Annotated in this window: 18 protein-coding genes; 5 read left to right on the forward strand and 13 right to left on the reverse strand. The window is 59.7% G+C overall.

The window, feature by feature from the left end:
• Positions 1 to 138 precede the first annotated feature (138 nt).
• The 7 genes from FHS64_RS04520 to FHS64_RS04550 form a co-directional block, all read right to left on the reverse strand.
• The gene (locus tag FHS64_RS04520; RefSeq protein WP_167176311.1) at positions 139 to 1,185 is read right to left on the reverse strand and encodes a hypothetical protein; all 1,047 of its coding nucleotides are present in this window, start codon (positions 1,183 to 1,185) and stop codon (positions 139 to 141) included.
• Positions 1,186 to 1,293: 108 nt separating this feature from the next.
• A complete protein-coding gene (locus tag FHS64_RS04525) occupies positions 1,294 to 1,884 on the reverse strand; it encodes a DNA-3-methyladenine glycosylase I (RefSeq protein ID WP_167176313.1) in 591 nt (196 codons plus the stop codon).
• An 86-nt stretch (positions 1,885 to 1,970) separates the two neighbouring features.
• Complete coding sequence (locus FHS64_RS04530; RefSeq protein WP_167176315.1) at positions 1,971 to 2,945, reverse strand: TraB/GumN family protein; 975 nt, start codon at positions 2,943 to 2,945, stop codon at positions 1,971 to 1,973.
• 229 nt (positions 2,946 to 3,174) lie between these two features.
• Positions 3,175 to 3,375, reverse strand: coding sequence for a helix-turn-helix transcriptional regulator (locus FHS64_RS04535; protein WP_167176316.1), 201 nt, complete (start codon positions 3,373 to 3,375; stop codon positions 3,175 to 3,177).
• On the reverse strand, positions 3,372 to 3,821 hold the full coding sequence (locus tag FHS64_RS04540) for a hypothetical protein (protein ID WP_167176318.1): 450 nt from the start codon (positions 3,819 to 3,821) through the stop codon (positions 3,372 to 3,374). The genes FHS64_RS04535 and FHS64_RS04540 overlap by 4 nt, the downstream gene beginning before the upstream one ends.
• A 293-nt stretch (positions 3,822 to 4,114) precedes the next feature.
• Positions 4,115 to 4,906, reverse strand: a complete 792-nt coding sequence (gene ygfZ, locus FHS64_RS04545) for a CAF17-like 4Fe-4S cluster assembly/insertion protein YgfZ (protein ID WP_167176320.1) — start codon at positions 4,904 to 4,906, stop codon at positions 4,115 to 4,117.
• A gap of 27 nt (positions 4,907 to 4,933) precedes the next feature.
• Positions 4,934 to 5,479 (reverse strand): hypothetical protein, encoded by a 546-nt coding sequence (locus FHS64_RS04550; protein WP_167176323.1) that lies wholly within the window; start codon positions 5,477 to 5,479, stop codon positions 4,934 to 4,936.
• A 97-nt stretch (positions 5,480 to 5,576) separates the two neighbouring features.
• On the opposite strand from FHS64_RS04550, the gene FHS64_RS04555 reads away from it, so the two are divergent.
• The gene (locus FHS64_RS04555; protein WP_167176325.1) at positions 5,577 to 6,122 is read left to right on the forward strand and encodes a hypothetical protein; all 546 of its coding nucleotides are present in this window, start codon (positions 5,577 to 5,579) and stop codon (positions 6,120 to 6,122) included.
• A gap of 2 nt (positions 6,123 to 6,124) precedes the next feature.
• Here FHS64_RS04555 and FHS64_RS04560 read toward each other — a convergent pair whose 3' ends face one another.
• The 4 genes from FHS64_RS04560 to FHS64_RS04575 form a co-directional block, all read right to left on the reverse strand.
• Positions 6,125 to 6,574, reverse strand: coding sequence for a PaaI family thioesterase (locus tag FHS64_RS04560; protein WP_167176327.1), 450 nt, complete (start codon positions 6,572 to 6,574; stop codon positions 6,125 to 6,127).
• Between the two features lie 133 nt (positions 6,575 to 6,707).
• Complete coding sequence (locus FHS64_RS04565; RefSeq protein ID WP_167176329.1) at positions 6,708 to 8,084, reverse strand: flavin-containing monooxygenase; 1,377 nt, start codon at positions 8,082 to 8,084, stop codon at positions 6,708 to 6,710.
• A gap of 598 nt (positions 8,085 to 8,682) precedes the next feature.
• On the reverse strand, positions 8,683 to 9,768 hold the full coding sequence (locus FHS64_RS04570; protein WP_167176330.1) for a DUF5694 domain-containing protein: 1,086 nt from the start codon (positions 9,766 to 9,768) through the stop codon (positions 8,683 to 8,685).
• Positions 9,769 to 9,842: 74 nt separating this feature from the next.
• Positions 9,843 to 10,583 carry a CPBP family intramembrane glutamic endopeptidase gene (locus tag FHS64_RS04575; RefSeq protein WP_167176332.1) on the reverse strand — a complete coding sequence of 247 codons (741 nt, stop codon included), beginning with the start codon at positions 10,581 to 10,583 and terminating at the stop codon, positions 9,843 to 9,845.
• A gap of 154 nt (positions 10,584 to 10,737) precedes the next feature.
• Here FHS64_RS04575 and FHS64_RS04580 point away from each other — a divergent pair, with 154 nt between their 5' ends.
• Positions 10,738 to 11,700, forward strand: coding sequence for a glycosyltransferase family 9 protein (locus FHS64_RS04580; RefSeq protein ID WP_167176334.1), 963 nt, complete (start codon positions 10,738 to 10,740; stop codon positions 11,698 to 11,700).
• A gap of 28 nt (positions 11,701 to 11,728) precedes the next feature.
• Entirely contained in the window at positions 11,729 to 12,457 is a 729-nt protein-coding gene (locus tag FHS64_RS04585) for a type 1 periplasmic-binding domain-containing protein (RefSeq protein WP_167176336.1), read from the forward strand.
• A 385-nt stretch (positions 12,458 to 12,842) separates the two neighbouring features.
• On the opposite strand, the gene FHS64_RS04590 is transcribed toward FHS64_RS04585, so the two are convergent.
• On the reverse strand, positions 12,843 to 13,919 hold the full coding sequence (locus tag FHS64_RS04590; RefSeq protein WP_167176338.1) for a hypothetical protein: 1,077 nt from the start codon (positions 13,917 to 13,919) through the stop codon (positions 12,843 to 12,845).
• Between the two features lie 271 nt (positions 13,920 to 14,190).
• On the opposite strand from FHS64_RS04590, the gene FHS64_RS04595 reads away from it, so the two are divergent.
• Together FHS64_RS04595 and FHS64_RS04600 are read left to right on the forward strand one after the other, a co-directional pair.
• Positions 14,191 to 15,522: a dihydroorotase gene (locus FHS64_RS04595; RefSeq protein WP_167177645.1), complete on the forward strand. Its 1,332-nt coding sequence runs from the start codon at positions 14,191 to 14,193 to the stop codon at positions 15,520 to 15,522.
• A gap of 519 nt (positions 15,523 to 16,041) precedes the next feature.
• On the forward strand, positions 16,042 to 16,773 hold the full coding sequence (locus tag FHS64_RS04600; protein WP_167176339.1) for a prephenate dehydrogenase: 732 nt from the start codon (positions 16,042 to 16,044) through the stop codon (positions 16,771 to 16,773).
• A 3-nt stretch (positions 16,774 to 16,776) separates the two neighbouring features.
• On the opposite strand, the gene FHS64_RS04605 is transcribed toward FHS64_RS04600, so the two are convergent.
• Positions 16,777 to 17,301, reverse strand: a complete 525-nt coding sequence (locus tag FHS64_RS04605) for a hypothetical protein (RefSeq protein WP_167176341.1) — start codon at positions 17,299 to 17,301, stop codon at positions 16,777 to 16,779.
• Positions 17,302 to 17,354 lie beyond the last annotated feature (53 nt).

Here is a 17,354-nt window from a genome sequence, read left to right on the forward strand (position 1 = left end):
CCCTGAACGAAGCGGCTCATACCCACCTCCTGAAGACCTCAGCAGGCTAACCTAATTCGCTCGAACGGAAGCTGTTTTCACACAGCCTCGGTCGAGAGCAGACTTTCCCTGAGGGGAGGGCGAACATACTTGTTCGTTTCATTGGTCGACTGAGATCGCTAAAACACGGTACTGAATAGACGTATCTGAACCCCAACAACAGGCTGATTGGACGAAAACTACTCCGTCCACCGGATCAGAAATTTGAAGACCCGACCAAGGTTTCAGGGGTGGGACATCGGCCATGGTTATCGTAGATTTCCGCGCGCGGGCGTAACGTTCCTGCCCCACGGCAATCCAGCCGTCATGAGTCTCGATCAAGCCGGAGAAAGGCCAAGTCTGGCCGGGGCGATTGACTAGCGAGTATGGCAATACCGGTAGCGGATCGCTGAAAATCGATGTGATCCGGTCGGTGCAAACGCGCATGACTTCACCGTATCGCCCGGTGAGATGAGCTAGGCTCGCCCCGACCAGCACACAGTTTTCGTTGCTGGCGTCCCTGATAATGCCGACGATGGGTGCGCACGCAGGGTTCAAGCGCCCGCCACACAGGTCTTCGCCATCCTCTTTGACAAACGAAACTGTTCCGGCGGGCACATCGATACGACGCAACCCGCCACCCCATTCCCCTTCGTTATAGCCGACAAACAAATCGTCTCCCATCAATGCCGACACACGTGCATGAGGCTCCAGCGAGGCCGCCGTTGGCCATCGAGTGAAGCCTTGGCCTGATGGAAGCAGAACCCTTGTTGTTGTCAGTACGCCCGGACCGCTCGGCGTGGAAAACAAAGAGATAGGACTTCCTTGGAAGTAGACGCGTCGTTCGGGCAGGCTTGCGTCCAGAAGATCACGCACTACGCTTTCGTTCTCGTTAAGCGTAACAAGCGCCCACAAATGCGGGCCATCGGACATAAGATCGACGACGTCACTTGCAACGATCATCCGGTCACCGGTCTGTCTGTCAAACCGCACAACTTTTCTAGATGCCCCTCGAAGCCATAAGTTTTCGCTTTTGCCGACACCTTCGAGGATAGCTCCTCCGAGGTCAGGATCTGTCCAGTCTCGAGGGGAGCTCATTCTGGTTTGAGCAATTGCTTGGCCGCTGATCGTCAGAACTAGCATTGCCGTAAGGATCATAATCCGCATGGCGCAAATCCTTTCTGGAAATCATTGATATTTCTAGAGCGATTGAAAGTTTGTCTTTGGTCGAAAGCAGTCAAGCCATTTTGTAGAGACCCTACCTTATCGGTTTGCTCACACTCCGCCGGTTTCCTTGTGCCTAAAACAGCTGGTCTGGTGATCGTTGACCATACCGACGGCCTGCATGAAGGCGTAAACAATGACTGGCCCGACGAACTTAAAGCCGCGCTTCTTCAGGGCCTTGGACAGGGCCTGACTTTGTTCGGTCTGGGTCGGGGCTTCGCGATAGTCGCCCCACTGGTTCTGGATCGGTGTGCCGTCGACGAAGGACCATATCCACGCGCTGAAATCCTCGCCGCTGTCGCGCATCTGAATGAATAGGCGGGCGCTCTCGATGGTGGCAATGATCTTGGCGCGCGAGCGGATAATGCGGGCATCGCCCAACAGGCGCTCAACGTCGGCATCCGTATAGGCGGCGATCTTGTCGGGATCGAAACCCTCAAAGGCGGCGCGGATACCGTCGCGTTTCCTCAGGATCGTGATCCAGGCCAGCCCCGCCTGCATGCCGTCCAGCACCAGCTTTTCCCACAGCGTGCGGGCATCATATTCCGGCACGCCCCATTCGGTGTCGTGATAGGCCACATAAAGGGCGTCGGTCGTGCCGCACCAGCCGCAACGGCCTTCGGCTTTTTCGGATTCGGTCATAGGAAGATGTTGCCTGAATGTTCTGATCGGGCAAGCGAAAAGGCCCGCTGTTGCCAACGGGCCTTTATTATTCTCGCAACCGGTCCTTACAGGCGTTCGACCGTAAAGCCCTTGGCCTCCAGCATGTCGATCACACTGTCATTGTCCATCAGGTGCGCGGCACCCACAGCGACAAAGGTGGTGCCCGATCCTGCCATCATTTCTTCGATCTGGCGGGTCCAGTCGGCATTACGCACTATCAGGGCGGCGTTATGCACATCGGTATGGACATCGCCGGTATTATAGCGCGACAGGCGGCCCACCTCGGCCACATCGCCCTTGATCCATGCAGCGACGGTCTGGTCCAGATTGGCGACGATGCCATCATGGTTGCGGACAAAATGGTTCAGATAGGCGATCTGGCCTTCCTCGCCCATACCGGCGATCAGGCGCACCTGAATGTCGGCGGTTTCAAACCCGCGCAGAGCCTTGCCCGAGGCACGGGCGCGCTCCATCAGCGTCTTGTCCACACCGGCCTCGGAACGGTATCCGGCCTGCGTCGGGCCGTTCATCGACACCATGAAGGCCGCCAGCCACGGACGATAGGCATCCAGTGCCGCGCCGCTGGCACCGCTGGCCTGTGCCAGCGCATCAAAGGCGGCAAAATCCTCGGGCTTGAGCAGGGTGGACAGGGGCCGGGACGGGGCCACGCCATATTGCTGTATCACCGGCATGACGACGGACTGGTCGTCCTGATTGGCGATCTCGACCCAGATTTCGGGGGCGCTGTCGAAGGCGGCATCCACCTTGTCCGAGCCCCACGCCGTGCCTGGACGCAGCAGGTGGATGGTGCCGTACAGATAGACGGTCGAGTCCGCATCACGTAGCACCCACAGGGGAGGACCGGAACCTTCGGCCCTTGCAACAGGAGATGGCGCGACAGTGGTGGGGGCCGCAGCCTCCTCGGCCTTGGCCGACGGTGCGATCAAGATGGCGGTGCTGAGGGCCAGAGCACCCAGCATACCGAAGGCGAAACGCGAGACACAGTTGGCCGACTGGCCCATGCGGTTGGCGAGGGTCATTGCATATTTTCCGTATTTTAAAGGGATGTTGGGGGCCGCGAAAGGCGCGGCTAAAGGCGTGGCCTTAAGGGCCGAAGTCTTGAGCGTAGGGTGCGAGTTTAGCCCAGCAGCACCTTGGTCATCAGGCCGATCAGCAAGCCACCGGACAGGCCCATGCCAAGGCTGGAGACGATGTGAACGGCGTTGGATGCGATTTTAAACATGAGGGTGGTCCTTTCAGGATTTGAGATCAGGCGATGAAGATCGCTTCGATGGGTTGGTTCAGAAGACGCGAGATACGAAAGGCGAGGGGCAGGGACGGGTCATAGCGACCCTTTTCCAGTGCCTGGATGGTTTGACGGCTGACGCCCAGCTGGTCGGCCAGATCGGTCTGGGTCCAGTTACGCTCGGCACGGAAAACCTTGAGACGGTTGGTGAATTCGCTGGTCATTGGCGGGCGATCCACCAGCCGCACCATGCGATACCGTAACCGACGGCTTGGGCGGCAAAGGCGGCGATGAAACCTGCCGCGATCAGGGCTGCATCGGTGTGCGGGATCGGGGCGGGCAGGATATCGACACCGGCCAGAGCAGCGGTCAGGAAAACTGCGGCACCGACGATGAAGCCGATATTGCCGCCCCACCACCATGCCCATTTGTGGGCTTCCTTGGCGGCTTCATCCAGATCGCGCCACCAGTAATAGGTGTGCAGGGCGAGGAAAACGGCCAGACCGGCGGCCAGAACAACCACGCCGATCGACGGCGCATTGCCCAGTTGTTGAGGCCAGAAGGGCATGGCGGCGGTGGCGCCGGCACCGACGACGGTCAGGGTGCAAAGCCCGACGGTCAGGGCATCCATGTGGTTTTTAGCGTTGGTGGTTTTGGTTTCGACGTTCATGACAAGCCTCCCTGTCTTGTTGACAAGTTAGCTTTACTCTCGCGACCGAGTTTGTGTCAAGTAACATTTACAACGCGACAAGCGAGCTTTCCAATTTTTAATGTTGGCGCATCATCCGTCATCCTCCGACAAGCCGCATAGCGGCGCAGATCGGGGGATCCAGTGGCGCGCGATAGCGCGACCCGAAGGGCGGCGCGTAGCAGCCAAAAGGCGGGGCAATGCGGATGCAGTAAAGATCACCTGCGGTGCCGCTGGGTTCCCCGATCAAGTCGGGGAATGACGAAGAGGGAATCTTACCCCTCGAACGCAGGCACCCAGTCGGGACGATTCACCACCACTACACGGCCATCGACCGTCAGTTCCCCGTCCATGCGGTCCAGCCGCATCAGGGCCATGCCCTGCTGGCCCAGCACACCCGTCACTTCACCCGCGCGACGTTCACCGTTCAGAACCTCGGTGCCGATCGCGGGCGCTTCGCCTTCAAAGGTGAAGGGCAGGATACGGTTCTTGATGGTGCCACGGCGTTTCATGCGCGAGGTGGTTTCTTGACCGATGAAGCATCCCTTGTGGAAATCGATGCCGTTGATCAGGTCAAAGTTTGCTTCGATGGGATAGGTCTTGTCCTGCGGCGTATCCATCGCCGCCTCGGCCACGCCCAAGGCCATGCGGTGCGCGTGCCAGTCATCTTCCGACGCCGTGGTTTCACCGGCAAAACCGATGGCACGGAAGCCCAGCCCTTCAAGGCGGGGATCGGCAACAAAGCCTTCTGGCTGCTCGCCCCATGCCACGAACACGGCATCGTCTGTGGCGCTGACCGTCACATTCAGGCGCAGCTTGTACATGGACAGACGCTGGACCAGTGCATCACGCGCCGCCACCGGCACATCCAGCCACAGGGCGTCGCCCTTCGCCCACACCATCATATCCACCATCAACCGCCCTTGCGGCGTCAGCAGCGCCCCAAAGCGAAGCTCTCCATCCTCGATGGTCTCGACATTCTGCGTCAGCAGATTGTGCAGGAAATGGCGGGCATCGGGGCCTTCGATGCGGATAACGGCGCGGCTGTTCAGACGGGCGATAGACATAGCGTTCAGATAGGAAGGCTTGGCCGTTTATGCCACCGCATATCGTGCGGTTACGCCATCAGGCTGGAACGGCCCTTCGTGCAGCTTGTCCAGTGCCGCCAGTAACCGCTCGACGAAGTCGGCCATGTCGCCTTCCTCGATAGCAGGGCGCAGCCAGTCGGTGATGATGGATCGCACCGGATAGAAACCTTCCGGCCCCGGCACCGACAGAGCGATCTGGATGCCCTCGGCAATCCATTGCGCCACGGTGACAAAGAAATCCTCGCTGGCGAGAAACTCCGAAGGGCGCACCACATAAAGGGTGATCTCGCCGCGCTCGACACCATCGGGACGGATGATGACGCCGCTATGGTCGGGCCGCCAGTCCTCCGACAGCTCCACCGCCCGCCACAGACAGAACCACACACGGCACGTCTGCGGCCGGATCGCATGCACCGCACACCCCGACCCATCCACGCAATAATGGCACAACTGCCCCGTTGGCTTGGCCAGTTCGGGCAAGTCCAGCGGGATATAACGGCAGCACTCGACACAGCCACCGCAATCGCGGTCAGGAAGCAGGGGTAGGGACATGGAGGAGTCTGTAGAGGCTACCGGAGGCTCGAACCAGCCTTGTCTCGCTATGGCGTAACTATACTATCGGGACGGGCGAGGCTTGGAGGGGGAAAGCATGATCGTTTCAGACGAGGTCAGAAGGCATCTTCATGCCGATGAGACTGTTGTATGGATGGGGCATCCGCATACAGGGCTGGCCTTGGCACCGCATGATATCGTCTGGATTCCCGTCAACATACTGACCGCCGCGGTGCTGATCTGGTTCTATGCGACGGGGGAGATAGACAGGCTACCGGTCATCTTTGCCCTGATTGGGCTTGCGCTGTTCCAGTGCCGGTTTTTGGTTGATGCGGGCTGTCGAAAGCTGACGACCTATGTGCTGACCGATAAGCGGATTTTGGTGGTTAAAAGCTGGCCGTTCGGCAAAACAATTGCCCGCGAGCGGTCGCGCTTCCCTTTGCCAAAGCTGAAGGAGGGCAGGGACGGTCGTGGCACAATCTATTTCAATGGCCCGCCGACCATCGGCGACACCCTGTTCGATTTTGCGCCCTACAACCGTGCCGCCGGTGCCGGATTGTTTATCCCGTCGATGCTGGACCGCACTGTCTTTGTGGGCATCGAAAACGCCCGAACGGTCATGGCGCACTTGAAACGGGCCTAAACCTATCGTGGCTGCATCACCGCAATAATCCCCGAAAAGGCCAGCACGGGGCGGCCTTCCTGTTCCATCTGGCCCTGTACGAAGATCATGCGCTTGCCCGCCTTGGTGACCTTGCCACGCGAGGTCAGGCGCTTGTGGGGCAGGGCGGGGCTGAGGAACTCGCTGTTCAGCGACACTGTCACGCCGTCCTGACCGGCCAGCGCTTCGGCGGCAATCACGAACAGCGAGAAGTCGGCAAAGGTCAGCAATGACCCGCCATGCACCGTGCCGCCATGGCGACAGTTATGGTCCTGCGGGATAAAGCCGCCCATCGCATCGCCGTCTTCATGGCGGCGGATATAGAACGGGCCAGCATGCTGCTCGAACGGCACATCCATGCTCCAACGCCCCCAACCGGCCCATTCGCCCTCGGTGAAGGGTGTGACATGGGTATCAAAGCTGGTGGTGGACATGGCGGCTTTAAACTCGACGGATCGGGGAAGGACATACAGCCCTTAGCGCCCCTTATCGCGGCTGTAGAGCCCTAAACCGACAGCCGTTTGCGGGCCTCCTTCCTGCTTTGCGAGCCGGAAGGAGGCTTTGCCATCAGGCGCGCGCAGTCTGTTTGTGGCTAGAGTTCACGCGCAGATAGGCCTCGAGCGAGTCGTCGAACGCCTTCATCCACGGCACATGGTGACGTGCCGCCAGCGTGCCGGTCAGGACCGAGCGATAGCATTTGTCGCGATAGCCCATAATGTCGGCCTTCTTGTCCTTCTTCCACTGCACGAAGATCTTGTTGATGTTGTCGATATCAAGATCGGGATAGTCGGTTTGGGTGATCAGGCGCTTGATGTATTCGCCCTGATACTCAAAGGCCTCCGCATCGGTGCGGATCGCGACTTCTTTCTCGCGCCAGTGGTCGTTGGCGTTTTCCATATCCGTGCGCGACGGCAGCGGGATGCGGTCCATGATGATGTCGCGCGTCAGCCAGGCCTGGGCGTCGAACATGTTGAAGCTGTACCAGAGGTCCTGCATCCCCAGATAGAACAGCTTGGGGTTCGGCGTGAAGGCCACGCCTTCATACAGGTTCAGCGGCCATAGACGGTTGCTGGTCTTCAGGCGCAACGTGTCCGGCAGGAAGGGGAAGTGGTGCTTGTAGCCGGTGCACAGGATGATGGCGTCCACGTCGCGGCGCGTGCCGTCACTAAAGTGGGCCGTCTTGCCTTCCACATGCGTCAGGCAGGGCTTCTCTTTCCACCCCGAGGGCCAGTCATAGCCCATAGGCTGGCTACGGTAGCTGGTGGTGACCGACTTCGCGCCATACTTGTAGCATTGCGAGCCGATGTCTTCGGCGGAATAGCTGGAGCCGATCAGCAGCACATCCTTGCCCGTGAACTCCGTTGCGTCGCGGAAGTCATGGGCGTGCAAAATACGACCGGGGAACAGATCAAAGCCCGGATAGGAAGGCGTGTGCGGCGTCGAGAAGTGGCCGGTCGCAACGATCACATGGTCGAATGTTTCGCTTGTGCGGCGACCTGCCGAATAATCCTTGGCCGTGACGGTGAACAGGCCGGACGCCTTATCGAAGGCCACATCTTTTACCGCGGTGTTGAAGCGAATGTACTGGCGTATATTCGCCTTCTGTACGCGGCCCTGAATATAGTCCCACAGGACTTCACGGGGCGGATAGGAAGAGATCGTCTTCTTGAAATGTTCGTCGAAAGTGTAGTCGGCGAACTCAAGGCACTCCTTGGGACCGTTCGACCACAGATACCGGTACATACTGCCGTGAACCGGCTCGCCGTTTTCATCTATGCCGGTGCGCCAAGTATAGTTCCACATGCCGCCCCAGTCCTTCTGCTTTTCGAAACAGACGATGTCGGGGATATCGGCTCCCTTGTCCCGGGCGGACTGGAAGGCGCGAAGAAGGGCGAGACCGGACGGGCCGGCACCGATGATGGCTATACGTTTTTGCTTGGGCATATTCACTTTGGGCTGATGGACGGGAGTCCCTGTCAAAACGACGCTGTGGCCGTAGATCGCAGGGGTCGAACGCACGAGCTGATGTGCATATTTCAATATCCGACTGAAGTTTTCAGAATCAGTTTGGATAAATATGAATAGTTATTAGTGACGCGGATTGAGTGTCTCTGTATTGTATTAATCGTGGTTTTATTTGCTTTAGTTGCTCTGCAAAATGTTTTTCAGATTATCCAATACAATATTCATCCTTGTCTTTTGAAATTGCTGTTTCAGTTTTGTCACTATGCATGGATGTTGTCGAAAGAGCAAATTTAAGCCCCAAAAACACCATTTCAACTTTCAGTGAGGTCGGCTTCACACAACCGCCTTGGAGGCAAGGTGAGCCCGCACGCAGTGGCGCTCACGCGCCCTGTGGTGGCCGTCTTCAGGATGGGGATGGGGGATCAAGTCTCTGCGTTATGGCTGAACGTGCAGAGCATTCCGTTGGGCACGGAATGGGCGGGCTTTAACGCAAACAGGCAGGCGGGGGCGGGCAGGCGGGGTTGGGCAAGGAGACGCCAAGCCCTTGGCGCCCTTGCCCCTGTTGTCGTCCCCTAAATCAGCGCAGGACGGTGTCCGTGCTGACCACATGCACGTCATGCATCTGGTCCAGATAGGCCTCGTAATAGCCTTTGTGCGATGCGCCCACGAGGGTCAGCATCCGCGTGCCTGGCTCGCGGCCCAGCACCTCGCGGATATTGGCGACCATGCGCAGGTTGCGGGTTTCCCAATAGCTCAGATAGCGACGGCCATAGGCCTGCTCGGAAGGCTCCATATGGTTGGGGCCAAAATCGGCCTGATAGGCCCCAAGCGCGGATTCAGCCGTATTGGCATCGCGATAGATGTCCATAATGCCGTCGGGCTGATCCACACGGGCATTCAGTGCTTGGTGGGCTTCCTTGCTGGCATTGGCGACAGGATTGTTCCACACGCCGCGCAGATTGGCACCATAGGCGCGCGTTTCACCGGCGGGGATATGCCACGAGGCCGTGTGGTCATCGACAGCCCATAAACGCTCCTGCCCCAGTCGCGCGGCCAGCTTTGCAGCCACCAGTTCGGTCTCGTTCTTCTGGACCATGCGGGTGTTCAGGGCGGTGACCAGTTCCTCGGTCAGGCCGTCCTGTGCCACGCGGTCGGCTTCGTTGAGGCGCAGCCATTGCACAATGGCCGAAGGCGCTTCGCCCGCCGCAAGGAAGGTCAGGGCCAGTTGGCGGCGCTGGGCTGCGGTCGGGGCGTGCGGCCATTCGGCCAGAATACGCTCCACCTCGACATTGGCAGCGGGCACATCCATCCCCGATGCGGCCTCAGCGGCGGTGGTATCATCGCAATAACCACGAAGCGCGGCGGCATAACGGGTAGGCATGCGGCGCATGGCATCGCATTGCAGACCCGAGACATTCTCGATCGAAATGGCCGTGGGCTGCCATGCCGCCAGACGGTCCAGCAGCGGATTTAGCTGCTCGGCGCGGAAGGTATCAGGCAGACCCGACAGGTGCGGCGTGCCCAGCACCATGACCTCGTTCACGCGACCGGCGGGCGGGCCCTTATACTGTCCGGGCTGAAAGGCGGGATGGTAATCCTGTGCCGTGGCGGCCGTAGCGCCCAAGGCAAACAGGGCTGTGAAAGCAAGAAAAACAGAGCGCATGAAAAGCTCGTATGAGGGGTTACCGTTGAATGCGGCGGCACATATCAGCGCTCTGTTTTCTGCCCAAGTTAAGCTTATGCAATGCGGCGCGGAATCATTTTCCAGCTCAGTACAATCGCCGCCACCACTACGGCCAGACGCAGGCCATTGCCCAGCCAGCCACCCAGCGCTGTCTCCCCCAGCGCAAACACGATCCACAGGCTGTTCAGCCCCACATGCAGCAGGATCGGCGGCCACAGATTAAAGCGCCAGCGCACGAACAGCCACCCGAACAGCAGTCCACCAAGGGCCGTGATGGCGACAATCCCTGCGGCATCCATCGGGTTCTCACCCTGCGCCATATGCACAATGCCAAACATCAGGGCAGGGGCCAGACACGCCGCCCACCATCGCCAGTGCGCCAGCATCACCAACGCCCCGACCGCCAGCCCGCGATAGACCACTTCCTCGATGACCGGAAAAATCCCGCCCTGCCACAACAGGGTATTGGCCGACAGATCGGACGCCACAGGGGCCATCAGTGCGGCGGCCACCGCGGCGGGCACCAGAATAAAGGCCGACCAGATCAAAGGCTTTACGGGCGATGCCGCCAGCCCCGCCATTTTCCACAAGGCCAGCGGTCCCTTGCGTGCCGCCAGCATGACCAATGCAGCCATCACCGCCACATCCGACAAATTGACCAGAAACGATGCCAGATACGGCACCTGTATTCCCGCCAGATGCGGCCTCAAGACCGGCCCGCTAAAGGTCGTCCACAACAGGCCAAGGCCCACCGCCCCCGCCACCAGAAGTGCGTTTTTGTTTCGCCAGCTCATTTTGATCCCTCCCGGCCCCCCGGAAGCTCGCAGGCTAGGGATTGGACCGATGACAGCAAGTGAAGCTTTGGCAATCTTTGGCGAAAGCCGCCGATAACGTTTATTTCAGCAGGCGGGCAGAGAAACGCCGAGAGAATCCCGTTAGACAGGGATTATGAGCGGGCGTTTTCCCATCCTTTATATCGCCGAGGCCGATCCCGAAGAGGCAATCCTGTCTTCGGGTGTGCTGGCGCATCTGGTGGAAATGATCCCCCATGCGGACTTTACGGTGGTGGGCTCGGCGGCGTCTGCGCCCCTGTTTGCCGATCTGCCGCGCCTGCGCCGCCTGATCGTTCTGGACAAGGACGGGCGCTGGGACTGGATCTCGCTGTGGAACCAGGTGCGCGATACCAACTGGGGTCTGGTGGTCGATCAACGCGGCTCCAACCTGTCGGGCAAGCTGCGCCGCCAGCGCCGCGCCGTGCGCCCCGCGCCGGTGCCGGGCGTCCACTGGGTCGAAGAAGCCGCCCGCGCCATGCAACTGGACGAGATTCCAGCCCCGCATCTGTTCTTCTCGCCCGAAACCATGGCCATCGCCGACAGCTTCATCCCGCCTGCGGCTCTGGACGGTCCTATTCTGGCCGTTGGTCCGGGCGTGGACTGGATCGGCAAGCGCTGGCCTGCCGAACGCTATTCCAAGCTGGCCGGTGCGCTTCTGGCCCCGTCAGGGCCACTGGCGGGCGGGCGTCTGATGATTGTCGGCGAAGAAGCCGACCGCGATGCCGCCCACACCATCCGCTTTGCCGTCAGCCGCGACCGCGTGATTGAGCTACAGGGCAAGCTGACCCGTCTGCAAACGGCGGCGGCCCTGCGCCATGCCACCCTGTTTGTCGGTGGTGACAGTGTCTGGACCCAACTGGCCGTAGCCGCCAATGTGCCCACCGTGGGCGTGTTCGGCCCGTCCGACGACACCAAGCGCCGCCCATGGAACGGCATCGCCGTGCGCGGCCCGCGTACTCTCGACGAATACCGCGAACTGGACCCGCGCCTGAACCAGCACATCCAGCACATGATGGACCTTCCCGCTGAACGCGTCTTCAAAAAGACGCTGAAATATCTGGCGGAGATGGCGGAATAGGCAGTCTTATCTTCTAAGGGGCAACGAGATGCGAAAGCTTACCAAGATACTACGTTGGACTTTTTGCGTACCACTTGTTTGTTCAGCACCTGCTGCTGCCAGTGAAGTTATGCCCAATATGGTCGGCACCGAGGCCGTGACCTCTTTGATCCGAGAGACGGCCTTTGACACCACTTTGTTTTTTAGGTCCCGTCATTGGGACCGTTCAAATATTGGCGTCCTCTACACAGGTGATGACTACGGATGGCCTGTTTATGCGTTTGCCATTGCGCCGGGCTGTATGAATGAAAACGAGCCTGTAGCTATTTGTCGTCTGGGCATGTCAGCACGGATGCTGCGTGTGGTTAACAGTGGCGATCAAAGCCCCAGAAATGCCGCAGCAAGGCTGGTTCGGCAAATGGCGGATGCAGGGGCCGACACGCCAGAAAAGCTACGTGATGCAATGGACAATGTTGAATTGCAGTGGCTGGAGGCAAATCTACTCACGTGCCCTGGTGCTCTTGAACAGTTGAAGCGTGCAGAAGAAGTGGCGTGGGTTCCGGCCGAGGTGTTGGTCCCGCCGGATATTAATGAACCATTTCCTTCCCTTGTGTTGCATGCAGATAAGGTCACGGTCACGTTCCGCAAGAAACTTTGGAATGCGACTTTCAGCGGATGGACTGGTGATAGTTCGCCTGCCAAATGGGCAGTAGAGATGGCGCAAACGCTTGAGCCGTGTTGGCAATCATCGAGTTCGCCTGTGCCCTGGCGTAGATAGTCGAGTAGCTTCACTTAACGTATCTGCTTTTCGACCATGAGAGCTGGGTGTGGAAAGAAACATTGCCGCTGGCTGGGAGGGCAAAGCGGACGACTGGTTTGACGACCTTCTTGCTACCTGTCGCTAGAACCTAGCCGCGACTGATAATCGGGCAACCACTTTTGCCAGTGACACAAGACGCGAGGCGTTGGACGCATACGAAAACGCTTTGAACCGGAGCGCCAACAGCGCCAATACGAAGGCTAGCTAGGTCCGCTTCCCACCCTTAAGCGAACTTCGCGTCACGACCAATTATGGACCTTCGATTGATTGGCTTCTGGGCGTTTTTCACTTCGGTTTAGAGGCGGATGAGGGAAGCTACGGGAGTGCCCGCCTGTTGGTATGGTCAGTCCAAGACTGGGATGGGCAGGGCGCGGAACAGAGTGGGCTTGTCCGGCCCCCCCCAGCAGCATGAGCCAACCACGAACAGGACCCCGTCTTGCTCGTGGCTGATCCTCAGGCCGGACCAGTCATGAAAAGGCTTGAACGCCCTCTCCTCAACTCGGCCGCCGCGACTGCGAAAGAAACGGCCTCGACTAGTCGCAACCCAACCGTCGCGGATGGGGACCAGATCGTAGAGCGGCCAAGGCGACGGCATCAGCATCCACCGATCGGGGAGTGTCGGCGGCGGCGTATTGAATTCGGAGGAAATGCCGTCTCGGCAGACGCGATAGATGCGTCCCATACTCGATCCGAGGTGGGATAGGCCGGTTCCAACGATCACACATCCCGGCCGGTCGGGCGCGGGAAACAGGCCGATAACCGGCTGACAGGCTGGGTTGAGCGCTCCCCCGCATAGACCATCGCCTTGAGCTGAAACGATCGAAATCGTCCCTGTGTCGAGATCGACGCGCCTCAGACCGCCACCGAATTCTCCGCGATTGAGGCCGACATAGAGTGCGGTCTGTCCATCGAAAACGACCTCGCCAGCGGCCAACGTCGCCGCCAGTTCCTTACGGACCCAACCGCGCTCTGCGGGGCGATAGGCGACCGCGCCGGTGAGCACACCCGGGCGGTCCTGGCCAGTCGCGAACAGATTGATCATCGGGGTTTCCCCGGCGTAGAATCGAACAGGCTCGGACTGTTCAGAGCGCAGATCGCGGATTTCGCCCTCACCCCCAGCGCCCGACGTCAGGACCCAGAGGCGCGTCCCGTCCGGCATCAGGTCCAAGACGCTTTCGGCAACGACTGTTCGCGTTCCATCGGTGCGGTCGAACCGCACGACTTTTCCGGACTCGCCTCGCAACCACAGAGATGCGAGATCAGCATAGCCCTCGAAAATCGCGTGGCCCAAATCCGGATCACGCCAAGTTCCGCGCTGCCACGAACCCGGCGTTTCCACGTCGGGCATACGCTCCGTCTGAGCCACGGCCGGTGCGGCCGCCCCGAGCATCATCAGCAGGAAAAGAGTCAGGAAGCGCATGGCTAACTCTCGCATGAGATGGTGGAAGAGTCTGCCTAAATCGATCGCTCAGAAGTTCCCGGTCGATCTGGGTCGATGGTAGCAGTAGGCGGCGCGATGCCAATGCCTGCTTCCGGTCCCTAACCGACATTCAGCATGCCCGCTTCTGGTAAGGCGGGTTCAGCAGACGATGTAATCCGACCTCCGCCTTTCGCTCGCGCCCTATAGGGCGTAGAAGTAGGTCCGACTGTAATCCTTGCCTGTCGGAGCCTCCCCTATGACCCAATCGCCCATGAATCAGACCTATGACCTGATCGTTCGCGGGGGCGAGGTGGCCAATCACGCAGGGCGCGGCCGTGCGGATGTTGGTGTGATCGACGGCAAGATCGCCTTTATCGGTGACCTGTCCCACGCCTCGGCGGGTGAAGTGTTCGACGCCACCGGCCTTACCGTTTTGCCGGGTGTGATCGACACGCAGGTCCACTTCCGCGAACCGGGTCTGGAATGGAAAGAAGACCTTGAAACCGGCAGCCGTGGCGCGGCCCTTGGCGGCGTCGTGGCCGTGTTTGAAATGCCGAACACCAACCCCAACACGACCAATGAGGCGACCCTTCAGGACAAGCTGAAACGCGCGGGCAACCGCATGTGGACGGACCACGCCTTCTATATCGGCGGCACGCACGAAAACGCCGACCATCTGGGCGAGCTGGAGCGCCTGCCGGGTGTGTGCGGGGTCAAGGTCTTCATGGGCGCATCGACCGGCGACCTGCTGATTGCCGACGACGAGGGCGTGCGCAAAGTCCTGACCAATACCAAGCGCCGCGCCACCTTCCACTCGGAAGACGAATACCGTCTGGTCGAGCGCCGCGAACTGGCCCGCACCGGCGACTGGACCAGCCACCCCGAGGTGCGCGACGCCGAAAGCGCCATCCGTTCCACCCGCCGTCTGGTCGGTCTGGCCAAGGAAACCGGCGCGCGTATCCACGTCCTGCACGTCACCACGCGCGAGGAAATGGAGTTCCTGCGCTTCCACAAGGACGTGGCGACCGTTGAAATCACGCCCCAGCACCTGACGCTGGTTGGCCCCGAAGCCTATGAGCGCCTCGGCGCCTATGCCCAGATGAACCCGCCGATCCGCTCGCAAGAACATGTCGACGCCCTGTGGCTGTGGGGCATTCAGCAGGGCGTGGCCGATGTGCTGGGTTCCGACCACGCGCCACACACCAAGGAAGAAAAGTCCAAGCTGTACCCTGCCTCGCCATCGGGCATGCCGGGCGTGCAGACCTTGGTGCCGCTGATGCTGGACCATGTGAACAAGGGTCGCCTGACGCTGGAACGCTTCATCGACCTGACCTCGGGCGGCGCCCAGCGCGTGTTCGGCACCGCAAACAAGGGCCGCATGGCCGTCAGCTATGATGCCGACCTGACCATTGTCGACATGAAGGCCACCAAGACCATCACCCACGACCAGCAGGCCAACCGCAGTGGCTGGACCCCGTTTGACGGTCGCGAAGTCACTGGCTGGCCGGTTGCCACCATCATCCGTGGCCGCGTGGTCATGCAGGACGGCGAACTGATCGGCACCGCCCACGGCCAGCCCGTCCGCTTCCAGGAAACGCTGTAAGGGTGATTAGGCGTTCCGCGGATTGGAAGGGCGCAGCAGTCCTGTTCGGGCTATGTATTGCTGCGGCTGCATGTGCTGAACGCCCGGCTCAAGCTAGGGGAACGTGTCAGCTTGAGGCCGTAAAGACGTTTTGTAATGTAGAAGGCAACGATAGGTTGGTAGCAATCGACAAGGGGGCATGCCTCTCGGGTGGCTCCATTGGTCGTTTATTGGTGTCTCTGCCCTATTCCCCGATGTTGGTGCTGGATATCGAGGCTACAGATATTGAAGCGACTACGAAAACTCTAAGCGGTTACGAAGAATATATGGTCTCCCTGCTGCCAGCGGCACCTATCCCAGTGAAGGGGCAGGGCGGAGCCGTTTATGCATGTCATGAAGAGTTATGCAGAGCGGTATTTGGTTTGGATGGGCACGCGCTGATGGTCGAATGGCACAACAGACAGCTCTCGCCCACAGATGCAGTGCAAGCAACTATGAGCTTGTTTAGAGAGTGGACAGCGCCGTGTGCGGTGGCAATAAATGCATAAAAAGCCCCGTTTAGGCCTGATCGGTTACGGCGCGTTTGGGAAACTGACCGCGCAACACCTGTCGCCGCATTTTGACGTGCGCGCCTATGATCCGGCGATGGATGCCGATGATGCCCATGCCGCCAAGGTCGATCTGGCCGAGGCAGCGGGCTGTCCGGTGGTGATCCTCGCCGTTCCGGTCGGTATTCTGGAACAGACGCTAACCGAGATTGCGCCCAAGTTGTCGGCGGGCGCATTGGTGATTGATGTCGGCTCGGTAAAGGTCAAACCGGCCGAGGCCATGCTGCGCCTGTTGCCCGATCATGTCCGTATCGTCGGCACCCATCCTTTGTTCGGTCCGCAATCGGCCAAGGACGGTTTGGCGGGCCTTCGCATCGCCGTGTGCGAGGTGAGGGGAGCCAAAGACGCCCGCCGCACCGCCGCATGGTGCCGCAAAATGCTGGCGCTCAAGGTGTTCAACGTCACCCCCGAGGACCACGACCGTGAGGCCGCCACCGTTCAGGGCCTGACCCATCTGATCGCACGGGTGCTGCTGAAAATGGAACCGCTGCCCACCCGCATGACCACCGCCAGTTTCGAGCGTCTCATGCAGGGCGTCGATATGGTCCGCCACGACAGCCCCGCCGTCTATCAGGCCATCGAACGCGACAACCCCTTTGCCGCCGGCGTGCGCGAACGCTTCTTCTCCCTGTTCGACAAGGCCAGAGGTGAACTGGACAGCTAAGCCCTAGCGCGGCGTCAGAATGAAGTCTGTGACGGTCTGGAAGAACTGGCCTTCAGGCACGCGCGTCAAATGAGCGGGTGCTGGAGTATCCTCGATGAAATTTGTGGGATAAGCGTGCTCGTAAACGCGGACAGTTACAGAGGGCAGGGGCTCATAGGCCGTGGCAGCTTCTACGACGGGTGCCTCGTTGACCTCGTTGATGATCACCAGCATCGGAGCGGCAGCATTCGCTAGCGCTTCACTCCGGTTAAATCTATTCGACTGGATGTTGTGACGTTGCATCTCTGCGGGATAGATGTCCCGTATATCCGGGTCGTTGACCTCAATAATTCGACCGTCAGCATTGGCCTCCAACACCTCGCGGTGTTGCTTCATCACTGTCCTTTCACGCGTTATAGCGGCTTGAAATTCGGGATCGGTCGTCGCGTTTTTTTCGATTTCTTCGATTTCCGCGATCGTCTTTTTGATTTCAGGATTGGTCTCCCAATCCGGATGCTCTCTCTTGAGGGCTTCGATGAAGCCGTTCATAAATTCATCTATTGTGGCCCCCACCGTCCCTTCCAATGGGCCAGGCATTGCGG

Source organism: Brevundimonas terrae, from assembly GCF_011761985.1.
In the GTDB taxonomy this organism is placed as follows: Bacteria; Pseudomonadota; Alphaproteobacteria; order Caulobacterales; family Caulobacteraceae; genus Brevundimonas; species Brevundimonas terrae.

Bases quoted from the DNA above. Each gene is read 5' to 3' on its own strand.
- FHS64_RS04575 (WP_167176332.1), bottom strand. From the start codon at position 10,583: ATGAGCTGGCGAAACAAAAACGCACTTCTGGTGGCGGGGGCGGTGGGC.
- FHS64_RS04605 (WP_167176341.1), bottom strand. From the start codon at position 17,301: ATGAACGGCTTCATCGAAGCCCTCAAGAGAGAGCATCCGGATTGGGAG.
- FHS64_RS04525 (WP_167176313.1), bottom strand. From the start codon at position 1,884: ATGACCGAATCCGAAAAAGCCGAAGGCCGTTGCGGCTGGTGCGGCACG.
- ygfZ (WP_167176320.1), bottom strand. From the start codon at position 4,906: ATGTCTATCGCCCGTCTGAACAGCCGCGCCGTTATCCGCATCGAAGGC.
- FHS64_RS04540 (WP_167176318.1), bottom strand. From the start codon at position 3,821: ATGAACGTCGAAACCAAAACCACCAACGCTAAAAACCACATGGATGCC.
- FHS64_RS04535 (WP_167176316.1), bottom strand. From the start codon at position 3,375: ATGACCAGCGAATTCACCAACCGTCTCAAGGTTTTCCGTGCCGAGCGT.
- FHS64_RS04560 (WP_167176327.1), bottom strand. From the start codon at position 6,574: ATGTCCACCACCAGCTTTGATACCCATGTCACACCCTTCACCGAGGGC.
- FHS64_RS04555 (WP_167176325.1), top strand. From the start codon at position 5,577: ATGATCGTTTCAGACGAGGTCAGAAGGCATCTTCATGCCGATGAGACT.
- FHS64_RS04580 (WP_167176334.1), top strand. From the start codon at position 10,738: ATGAGCGGGCGTTTTCCCATCCTTTATATCGCCGAGGCCGATCCCGAA.
- FHS64_RS04530 (WP_167176315.1), bottom strand. From the start codon at position 2,945: ATGACCCTCGCCAACCGCATGGGCCAGTCGGCCAACTGTGTCTCGCGT.
- FHS64_RS04520 (WP_167176311.1), bottom strand. From the start codon at position 1,185: ATGCGGATTATGATCCTTACGGCAATGCTAGTTCTGACGATCAGCGGC.
- FHS64_RS04595 (WP_167177645.1), top strand. From the start codon at position 14,191: ATGAATCAGACCTATGACCTGATCGTTCGCGGGGGCGAGGTGGCCAAT.
- FHS64_RS04585 (WP_167176336.1), top strand. From the start codon at position 11,729: ATGCGAAAGCTTACCAAGATACTACGTTGGACTTTTTGCGTACCACTT.
- FHS64_RS04600 (WP_167176339.1), top strand. From the start codon at position 16,042: ATGCATAAAAAGCCCCGTTTAGGCCTGATCGGTTACGGCGCGTTTGGG.
- FHS64_RS04550 (WP_167176323.1), bottom strand. From the start codon at position 5,479: ATGTCCCTACCCCTGCTTCCTGACCGCGATTGCGGTGGCTGTGTCGAG.
- FHS64_RS04565 (WP_167176329.1), bottom strand. From the start codon at position 8,084: ATGCCCAAGCAAAAACGTATAGCCATCATCGGTGCCGGCCCGTCCGGT.
- FHS64_RS04570 (WP_167176330.1), bottom strand. From the start codon at position 9,768: ATGCGCTCTGTTTTTCTTGCTTTCACAGCCCTGTTTGCCTTGGGCGCT.
- FHS64_RS04590 (WP_167176338.1), bottom strand. From the start codon at position 13,919: ATGCGCTTCCTGACTCTTTTCCTGCTGATGATGCTCGGGGCGGCCGCA.